General features: G+C 71.5%; 8 protein-coding genes. 4 read left to right on the top strand and 4 right to left on the bottom strand.

Features of this window, described 5'->3' with window-relative positions:
- The 3 genes from ABZ914_RS06360 to ABZ914_RS06350 all read left to right on the top strand — a co-directional run.
- Nucleotides 1-339 (top strand): helix-turn-helix domain-containing protein (locus ABZ914_RS06360; RefSeq protein ID WP_500192027.1); only part of this gene is annotated, 339 nt, incomplete at its 5' end.
- 181 nt (nt 340-520) lie between these two features.
- Entirely contained in the window at nt 521-1,942 is a 1,422-nt protein-coding gene (locus tag ABZ914_RS06355) for an APC family permease (protein WP_500192026.1), read from the top strand.
- Complete coding sequence (locus ABZ914_RS06350) at nt 1,939-4,503, top strand: CehA/McbA family metallohydrolase (protein ID WP_500192025.1); 2,565 nt, start codon at nt 1,939-1,941, stop codon at nt 4,501-4,503. The genes ABZ914_RS06355 and ABZ914_RS06350 overlap by 4 nt, the downstream gene beginning before the upstream one ends.
- Nucleotides 4,504-5,026: 523 nt before the next feature.
- Here the strand turns inward: ABZ914_RS06350 and ABZ914_RS06345 are convergent.
- The 3 genes from ABZ914_RS06345 to ABZ914_RS06335 all read right to left on the bottom strand — a co-directional run bounded on the left by ABZ914_RS06345 (nt 5,027) and on the right by ABZ914_RS06335 (nt 7,905).
- Nucleotides 5,027-6,274, bottom strand: a complete 1,248-nt coding sequence (locus ABZ914_RS06345; RefSeq protein WP_500192024.1) for an NAD(P)/FAD-dependent oxidoreductase — start codon at nt 6,272-6,274, stop codon at nt 5,027-5,029.
- 84 nt (nt 6,275-6,358) lie between these two features.
- Entirely contained in the window at nt 6,359-6,868 is a 510-nt protein-coding gene (locus tag ABZ914_RS06340; protein WP_500192030.1) for an SDR family NAD(P)-dependent oxidoreductase, read from the bottom strand.
- 83 nt (nt 6,869-6,951) lie between these two features.
- Nucleotides 6,952-7,905, bottom strand: a complete 954-nt coding sequence (locus tag ABZ914_RS06335; protein WP_500192029.1) for a formyltransferase family protein — start codon at nt 7,903-7,905, stop codon at nt 6,952-6,954.
- A 34-nt stretch (nt 7,906-7,939) separates the two neighbouring features.
- On the opposite strand from ABZ914_RS06335, the gene ABZ914_RS06330 reads away from it, so the two are divergent.
- Complete coding sequence (locus tag ABZ914_RS06330; RefSeq protein ID WP_500192023.1) at nt 7,940-8,587, top strand: hypothetical protein; 648 nt, start codon at nt 7,940-7,942, stop codon at nt 8,585-8,587.
- Here ABZ914_RS06330 and ABZ914_RS06325 read toward each other — a convergent pair.
- Nucleotides 8,584-9,366: an aldose epimerase family protein gene (locus ABZ914_RS06325; protein WP_500192022.1), complete on the bottom strand. Its 783-nt coding sequence runs from the start codon at nt 9,364-9,366 to the stop codon at nt 8,584-8,586. The genes ABZ914_RS06330 and ABZ914_RS06325 overlap by 4 nt on opposite strands.
- Nucleotides 9,367-9,414 lie beyond the last annotated feature (48 nt).

Raw genomic sequence — 9,414 nt, 5'->3', positions numbered from 1 at the left:
GCGGCCCGCGGCGGCGGCGCGACCGTGGTCGCGGGGGCCGGCCTCCACGGCGTCATGGCGCTGCTGGACTCCCCCCAGGCGTCCCGGTACGCCGACCGGCTCCTCGCGGGCCTCGACGCGGCCTCGTCCCCGGACCCCGCCCTGCTGGCCGGCACGCTGCGCAGCTGGCTGGCGCACCACGGCAACTGGGACCGCACCGCCTCCGACCTCGGCGTGCACCGCAACACCGTGCGGCACCGCATCCGCCGGATCAGCGGGCTGCTGGACCTGGACCTCAACGACCCCGACGTGCGCATGGAACTGTGGTTCGCGCTGCGATGGCGGAGCCAGATCCATTGAACCGGCCGGGACGATACGCACAACCCGCACCTCCGGATGGGGCTGAACGTCCACTTCTGCCGCGCGAGAGGGCTTCCTAGCGTTGGCGCAGCGAGCTCCCGCGGACTCCCGGAGGCGGATGACCATGTCGACACACCCAGGTACCGAACACCCGGGCAGCAACGGCCTTGCGGCGAACGCGATGGGGACGAAGGACCTCGTCTTCACGGTCCTGGCGGCGCTGGCGCCGCTGACCCTGATCGTCGCGGTGGCGCCCCTGCACTTCCTGAAGGGCGGCGCCGCCGTCCCGGGCGCCTACCTGGTGGCGGGCCTCGTGATGGCGCTGTTCGCGGTCGGTTTCATGACCATGAGCCGGTACGTCCGCAACGCCGGGGCGTTCTACGCCGTGATCACCCGCGGACTGGGCCGGCCGGCCGGGTCGGGCGCGGCGACGCTGGCCCTGCTCGCCTACAACACGCTGCAGATCAGCACCTACGGGGCCCTCGGGCTCTACGCCGCGGACACCTTCGACAAGTACACCGGCGTGTCGCTGCCCTGGTGGGTCTTCGCGCTGGTCGCGGTCGTGCTGGTGGCATGGCTCGGCTACCGCGGCATCCGCACCAGCGCCCGGATCCTCGGGATCCTGCTCGTCCTCGAGATCGCGGTGCTCGTGGTGATGGCGGTGTGCGTGCTCGCCAAGGGCGGCGCGGGCGAGACGTCCTTCACGTCCTTCTCCCCCGCGACGGTGTTCACGCCGTCCAACGCGGCGATGTTCGCGCTGGTGTTCGGCGCGTTCATGGGGTTCGAGTCCACCGCGATCTTCAGCGAGGAGGCGCGCGGCGGGATCCGGACGGTGCGCCGCGCGACCTACATCGCGGTCGGCTTCATCGCCGTCTTCTACGCGCTGATCACCTGGACGATCGTGCAGGCCGTCGGCGCGGACGGTATCGCGGCGGCCGCCGGCCAGGACACCGCCGGGCTGGTCATCGGGGTGTTCGACCGGTACACCCCGGACGCGGTCTCGGCCGTCATGCAGGTCCTGCTGCTCACCAGCGCCTTCGCCGCGCTGCTGGCACTGCACAACGCGGCGAACCGGTACCTGTTCGCGCTGGGCCGCGAGGGGCTCATGCCGAAGGCGTTCGGACGCACGCACCCGCGCACGCGGGCCCCGCTGGCGGCCGGCGCGGCGCAGACGGCGGCGGCGGGCGTCGTCGTGGTGCTGTGGGCCGCGTTCGACCTCGACCCCTACCTCCAACTGCTGCTGTGGGGCAGCGCGATCGGCTTCCTCGGGATCATCGTCCTGTGGGCCCTGTGCTGCCTCGCCGTGGTCTCCTACCTGCGGCGCAACGCCCCCGAGGCGGGCCTCTGGCGCACCCTGATCGCCCCCGGCCTCAGCTTCGCCGCCCTCTGCGTGATCCTCGTCCTCGCGCTCGCCAACATCTCCCTGCTGACCGGTGCGGGCACGGCGACCAACGCGGTGCTGCTCGGCCTCGGCGTGCTCGCCTTCGCGGGCGGGATCGCCTCGGCGCTGTCGCTGCGCTCGCGGGCCCCGGAACGGTACGCCGTCCTCGCCGAGACCAGCGTCGACGAGCCCGCCGAGACGGTCGCCGTGGAGCCCGCGTGACCTGGCAGCGCGGTTACCGGGCCCTCGACCTGGCGGCGTCCTGGAACGCCCCCCTGACCCTGCTCGACGACGTGGACGCCTCCTTCGCCGGGGAGCGGGCGCTCTACGGCCTGCCCTTCCGCTTCGGCACCGACCTCGACGGGGCGTCCCTCGTCCGGGTGACGCAGGACGCCCCCGCCGTGATCCCCGTGGACGAGGACTGCCACTGGATCCTCTTCGCCCACGCCATCGAGGAACCCGGCCTCTTCGAGGGCGCCCCGGTCGGCGAGACCGTCGCCCGCTACACCCTCCGGTACGCCGACGGCGGCGCGGAGAGCGTCCCCGTGCGGCAGCGGTTCGAGATCGGCCCCACCCCGCGGCTGTGGGAGGGCCGCCCGCTCCCGCTGGACTGGGGCCAGACCCCCTTCCTCGCCCTGCCCGACGCGCAGCACCGGCTCATGCACCGCACCTGCGGGCGCTACGACGCCGCCGGGGCCAGGTACGTCGACATCGACGACCCGCAGGCGCGCTCCCCTTACGTCCTGCCCTACCGCTTCTACCTGTGGCCGTGGCGCAACCCTCACCCGGAGCGCAGGGCGGCCGCCATCGAGATCGAGTCCGCCGGCCCGGCCGTCCTGATCGGCGCGATCACGCTGAGCCGGCTCGCCGAGGAGCCGTTCGGCCGGACGGTCTCCCGCGAGCTGATCTTCTCTCTCGCCGGCGGATCGGTGGACGAGGACGTCGCGGTGACCGTCGACCGCGGCACCGCCACCTACGCCTACCGGACGGTCGACGACGCCGGCCTGTCGACCCCGCCGGCGTGGGGAGGCGCGACCAGCGAGCGCACCGGGTACGTCCGGGTCGCCGCGACGCCGTCCGCGACCGTCGCCCTCGACGTCGCCGGAACCGTCGAAGCCCGCTTCACCTGGGGCGACCTCCTCGAACAGGGCCGGATCACCACCGGCGACGGCACCGAATGGCGGCTGACCGAGCCGGGCCGCGCCTGGATCAGGGGGACGGTCGTCGACGCCGCCACCGGCGAGCCGCTGCCCTGCCGCCTGCACTTCCACACCCCCGACGGCGTCCCGCTCGCGCCCTACGGGCACCACGCGCACATCAACTCCGACGGCAACACCTGGAACCTGGACATCGGCGGCGACGTCCGCCTCGGCCAGCGGACGTACGCCTACGTCGACGGCGAGTTCGAGGGCTGGCTCCCCCACGGGCGGGTCGTCGTCGAGGCCGCGCACGGCTTCGACTACGTCCCGCTGCGCGAGGAGCTGACGATCCGGCCGGGGCAGCGGACGCTCGAACTGCGCCTCGAACGCTTCCACGACCCGGAGGCGGACGGCTACGTCGCCGGGGACACCCACGTCCACTTCGTCTCGACGCACGGCGCCGAGCTGGAGGCGCGCGGCGAGGGGGTGCGGGTCACCAACCTCCTGCTGAGCCAGTGGGGCCACCTGCACACCAACGTCGAGGACTTCACCGGGCACCCGCACACCTCCGCGGACGGCGCGACCCACGTCCACACCGGCCAGGAGAACCGGACCGCGATGCTGGGCCACATCAACCTGCTCGGCCTGCGCGCGCCGATCCGCCCCTGGTGCACCGGCGGCGCCGAGGAGTCCGACCTCGGCGGCGGCTTGGAGACCACCCTCGCGCACTGGGCCGACGAGTGCCACGCCCAGGGCGGGACCGTCCTGCTCGCGCACTTCCCCGTCCCCAACGGCGAGGCCGCCGCCCTGATCGCCACCGGACGGCTCGACGGCGTCGAGATGATCGCCTACGACGACTACAACATCACCCAGTACTACCGCTATCTCAACGCCGGATACCGCCTCACCCTCGTCGGCGGCACCGACAAGATGAGCAGCGAGGTGCCGATCGGCCTCGTCCGCACCTACGCCCGCGTCCCGGACCCGGCGACGATGGACTACTGGGACTGGTGCGAGGCCGTCCGCTCAGGCGACACCGTCGTCACCAGCGGGCCCCACCTGCGGCTGTCGGTCGACGAGGCCCCGCCCGGTTCGGTGCTCACCGGCACCGGCGGCAGGACCGTGCACGGCGCGGCGGAGTTCCACTCGATCTTCCCCATCGGCCGCCTGGAGATCGTGGTCAACGGCACGGTCGTCGAATCGCGGCGCTGGGACGAGCCCGTCCTGACCGGCTCGCTCGACTTCGACCTGCGGGTCGAGGAGTCCTCGTGGGTCGCGGCCCGGTGCTACGGGCCGGGCGACGGCATCGCCCGCCACCGGGACGTCTGGGAGCGGCCCATCATGGCCCACACCTCCCCCGTCTACCTCGCCGCCGGCGACGCATACCGGCGCACCGACGAGGGCGTCCTCGCCGAGATGCTGCACCTCATCGACGGCGTGGAGGAGCACATCCGCCACCGCGCCAGGACCACGTGGCCGGGCCCCGTCGACCACCGCCACGGGACGTCCGACCACACCCGGTACCTGCTCGCGCCGCTGGCCGAGGCAAGACAGGCGATCCGAGCATCCTCGATGACCAGCCCTGCCGGCCCCGCCTCCGTCCGCCGAACCAACCGCGCCGGTGACGAAGCAGACGCGATCTAAGAGTTCCTAACAGAATGACCGGGTTGGGATGGGTGCGGTCGGCCCGTCCAGGTCCTCAGCTGAGGGCCTCGAACAACTCACGCTGCAGGGCCAGGGGCCGCCAGCCGTCGAAGACGGCCAGGCCGAACTCCGGCGGAAGGGTGGCGGCCGCCTGCTGCAGACGCGCAAGTACGCCACGGCCCGGAGCCACTGCTCATCGACCGCGTGGCGCCGGCCACCCTTGGCATAGCTGTGCAACACCGGTATCCCGGCATCCCCGATCCGGGCCAATGGCTCTCCATCGTCGATCGCCGGTGCTGCTCGCCCGAGGAGGACGGACTCAGGAGTGAGCGAGGGGATGGGCAGGCCGGCCGGCTGGAATCCGGAGGACGAACTCTGATCAGCCGCGGCAAGCAACGCCCCCACAAGCCGCCCTGAGCGATCCACGGCGGCTGTTCCCCCCTTGGGCACTGATGGCGCTCGCCGGTAGGGGCGCGGTCGGCGCTCGGACTTCGGGCCGGGTCGTTGTCAGGAAATGCCGCGGTCAGTGGCCGCTGCGGAGGGGGTCGAGCCAGGCCAGCGGGGCGGGTGTGGCGCCGGTCGCGATGTGCTCGGCCAGCAGCCGTCCGGTCAGCGGCCCCAGCGTCACTCCCCACATGCCGTGCCCACCCGCGATGTAGACGCCTTCAGTGGCCGACGGCCCGACCAGGGGGATCCCGTCAGCGGTCAGAGGGCGGGCACCGACCCAAGGATCGGTGACCGACCTCCACTCAGCCCCTTCCAGCAGCGGACGTACCGCACGAAGGGTCGCCGCGAGCGCACGCCGGTCCGGTGGGGCGTCCGGACGCTGGAACTCCATGATGCTGGTCACCCGTGCCGCGCTCGTGCCCCGCGGCGCAAGCGCGGCACGGGCGGCCGGGAAGTACAACGGCCCCTGCAACGGACGACGCAGCGGCACGGTGAAGCTGTAACCGCGTCCGCCGTACTGCGGGACCCGCACGCCGTGGTCGCCGGCCAATTCCGGCAGCCACGCTCCGGAGGCGAGGACCACCGCGTCCGCGTCCCGATGCCCGTCCGCGCACCGGATGCGGACCCGGCCCGCGTGCCGGTCGACGCCCGTCACCGTCACGTGTTCGGTGATCTTCCCCTTCCGGGCGCGGACTTGGGCGGCCAGTGCCGCGGTGTAGGCGCCCGGATCGAGATACCGCTGCCCGTCGATCCGGACGGCCAGCGCGATCTCCCGGGAGAGGTTCGGCTCGGTGGCGCGTGCCTGCGCTCCGGTCAGCAGCCCGACCTCGATCTGCTGCCCGGCCGATGCGACGCCTTCGAGTTCGTGCAGCAGTCCCGTCGCCTGCCCGGCCTCGGTGAAGGCGGCCAGCACAGCGGCCTCGTGCACGGGAGCGTCCACGCCTGCTCGGCGCTGCGCGTCGAACGCGTCGAAGATCTGGGCGTTGAGCATGCGGTACCCGTCCATCGCCCGGCTCCAGCGGCGGCCCGTGCAATGCCGCACCAGCCGCCCCAGAAACCGGACGAGTTCGATGTCGGCCCGAACCGGAAGTCGCACCGGCGACGCCGGGTCGAGCACCGCGCGCAGGCCGTACCGCAGCATCGAGGGCTCCGGCAGCGGCACCGTCAGCGAAGGCGCCACATAACCGGCGTTCCCCCAAGAGGCCCCTAGCCCGACCCGTCCCCTATCGAGCACCTCGACCTCGACGCCGTAATCCTGCAACGACCAGGCGCACGACAGGCCGACCATCCCCGCGCCGACGACCACGACCCGCCGCGGCGTCATACGGCCGCCCCCACCCGCACCGCCCAGCCGCAACCGGGCCGGTCGAAGACTCGCATAGTCGAGGCACCCTTCATGGTCTCCCTCTTACCCCTTGGGCTGCGTGGTGTGCGGTGATGCGGAATCGTTGTCATGACGCCTTTCTACTTCCGGCCGCTGTCCAGAGGAATCGGTGAGCTCGGCGGTGGGACGTCGCAAGCACTCACCACGATCGCCTTGAATTGGGAGGCCTCCCGCGGGTCGGCCATGCGCCGCAGCGGGACGTCCGGCTTCAGGGCCTTCCAGCGTCGCGGCCGGAAGGGTGTCGCGCAGCATCGGTGGGAGCACGCCGCCCGGATGGACGGAGTTCACCCGGGCGCGCTGAGGTCCGAACTGCACGGCCGCGGCCTTGATCAGCCTGCGGACGACGAACTTCGCGGCCGTGTACGCGGGGTTCGGCACACCGATCTGGTGCACGAGCCCGCCGACGGACGAGATGTAGGCGACGGAACCGCCTCCGGACCTCTTCGGCGGGACTTGGATGCACGAAGAGGCATGCTCTCGGTGAGAGCATGCCTCTGAGCCCACTCTCGAATGATGCCCGAAAAGCAGGAGCATCCAGCAAACTGAAAAATGAAGCCCTTCCCGGTAAACCCGGAACATCACGGAGTCCAGCAAGGTGTGAGCCCTTATGGCGCCCGTCAGGTGGACCTGTCTCGGCGGCGTCGGCGAGATCCGGGGGATGGGTCGTCGGGCTCTGATGGTGCCGAGTGAAATCCGTCCTCCGGACGCTCGATCCGCCACTCGGCATATGGCGTCAGCCGGTGCCGGCGAAGCCGGCGCCAGGCGCAGACGAGGTCGGTCCGCAGACCCCGGTCCCGGTTTCGGATGGCGTGTCCGCCCGGCGGCTGCGCTTGGTAGGGGACGGTGCCGCCGCGTTCGAGCGTCCCGAGCAGATCGACGAGTTCGTCGATGGCGCCTTTGAGCGCGCGGCACCAGACCATCTCCTCGGTGTCGTCTGGAGCGACCGGCGCGTGCAGGACGGCGAGGAGGGGACCCGCGTCCACCCGCCGCCTGACCAGGTGCAGGCTGGCCCCCGCGTTGCCCTCGTCCCCGTGGTAGAGCGCCATGAAGATCCCTTGGTTGCCGCGGTAGCGCGGCAGGCACCCGGCGTGCACGTTGATCGCCGTTCCGGCCGCCTTCAGGGTCGCGTCACCCAGGATCGAGACGGCGAACACGATGGTGATGTCCGGATCCCAGTCGAGGAGCGCCCTCGCTGCCTCAGGAGCGTTCACCGAGGGGACGCGGACGACCGTCTCCGGAGGCGTGTGCGGTCCCAGCTCAGCGAAGAAGGCCTCACGGTACCGCCGGTAGCCGTGCAGCTTCTGCCGGTACTCGTGGACGAGCCGGTAGAACCAGTCCCTGTAACGTCGCCGCCGCAGCAACCGCTTATGCCAGCGATCGCCTTGTTCCACGATGACGCCCGTGAGATCGAACCTGCCCGCTAGGACGGAGTAGAGGTACAGATGGTGCGGACCTTCCGATCCGATCGCCGCGACGCGCAGCGGCCGCTCTCCCGAGCGTTCGACAGACAGAACTCCTGAGCCGGATTCCATTCCTCGACCTCCCGGGACACCCGTGGCCTTCATCGACATCTTCACTCCGCGAACCTCTTCTGTCAGGCCCGCCATGTTCGCCGGCGAGTACGCCTTCGCCCACGACGGCTGGCCTGGCGTCCTGACCCTGCGGGTCTCCAGCGGGCGCAACCTGCGGGGGTCCTACCGCGATCACCGGCTCGACCAGACCTTCGCCGTGACGGGTCAGGTCGACGTGGCCGTCCGGCACCGGGTCGAGCTGGTGATCCACGACTTCAACTGGCTGCCCGAGCAGCGCTTCACCGGATATCTGTCGACTCGTGACGGAATGTTGCTCGCCGGAACCACGCTTTGGGAGAACGACCCGTTCGGCTTCGTCGCGCTGCGCGCCCGCGAACTGCCCCCGCCGGTGCCCGGCCAGGCCACCAACGATGTGGCGCCCGCCGACTTCGCGGGCAGGTACACCCTCCTGCACGAGGGCGCGGAGGCCTCGGTCGATCTGGAGCACGTCGATGGCGGCGTCCTCGCCGGAACCTGCCGCGGCGACGGATGGGAGCTCGGTGTCCAAGGCAAGATCGACGCGACGACCGCGCACGGCCTCACCCTCCGCTTCACCGGAGATGAGTCGGTGGCGGATGTCCGGGCGCATGGTCATCTGTTCACGCGACAGAAGAACGCGATCAGCGGCGAGATCCGCAACGGCGACACGGTCACCGGGTTCGGGCTGCTCCGAGAGGGCTAGGGCGCGGTGATCGTCAGGGTCCATCCGACGGTCCCGGACTCCGGGACCGTCACCGCGTCGCCCGGACCGCACGCGCCGAGGTCGCCCGTCCGGCCGAGCAGCGGCTCGACACCGATGGACCGGTACGGCCCGTGCTCCGGCCAGCCGCACAGATTCCGCCAGTAGGCCACGCCGGTGGGGAGGCCGGCGGAGGTGACGGTCATCGTCAGCCGGTCGGTGCCGTCGACGACCGTGACCGTGGCGACGTCCGGGACGACCACCATCAGTGTGGTGCCGTCGTCGGGACCCAGCGCGCCCAGGTCGACCCCGTCCAGCTCCGGCCAGGAGAACGACTTCAGCCCGCCTTCGACCCCGACCGTCGCGGGTAGGCCGTGGGGGAGCTCCAGGCGGGCGTTGGGCGAGACGTCCAGCAGCGCATGGGCCGCCCAGATGAAACGGCGGCCCGGATCGGCGGAGACCTCGTAGGTGACGGTGAGGGTGTCGCCCTCGATCTCCATCCGGCGGCGCAGCCGGAATCCGCCGCCCTCGGCCTCGTGACCGTTTCCGGTCTCCCGCCATGGCCTGGACCACAGGTCCCCGTGGTCGGGCGGGCCGCCCAGCGTCGGCAGGCACTCCTCCAGGCCGCCGGCGTCGACGAAAGCGTCACCAGGAGCGACCCGCGCACGCAGCGGCTCCTGTCTGGACCAGAGCCATTCGCGGCCCGACGCCGATCGGAGTGAAGTCCACCTCCCCCCGAGCTCAGGATCCACGGTCACGGTCATCGTGCGGGCTCCGCCCACGTCGGGCTCCTCTGGTCGGGAGAAGGCCGTCATCGTACTCTGAGCGGA

Source organism: Spirillospora sp. NPDC046719, from assembly GCF_040645715.1.
Classification (GTDB): Bacteria; Actinomycetota; Actinomycetes; order Streptosporangiales; family Streptosporangiaceae; genus Spirillospora.
This window is presented reverse-complemented; position numbering and strand designations above follow the sequence as displayed.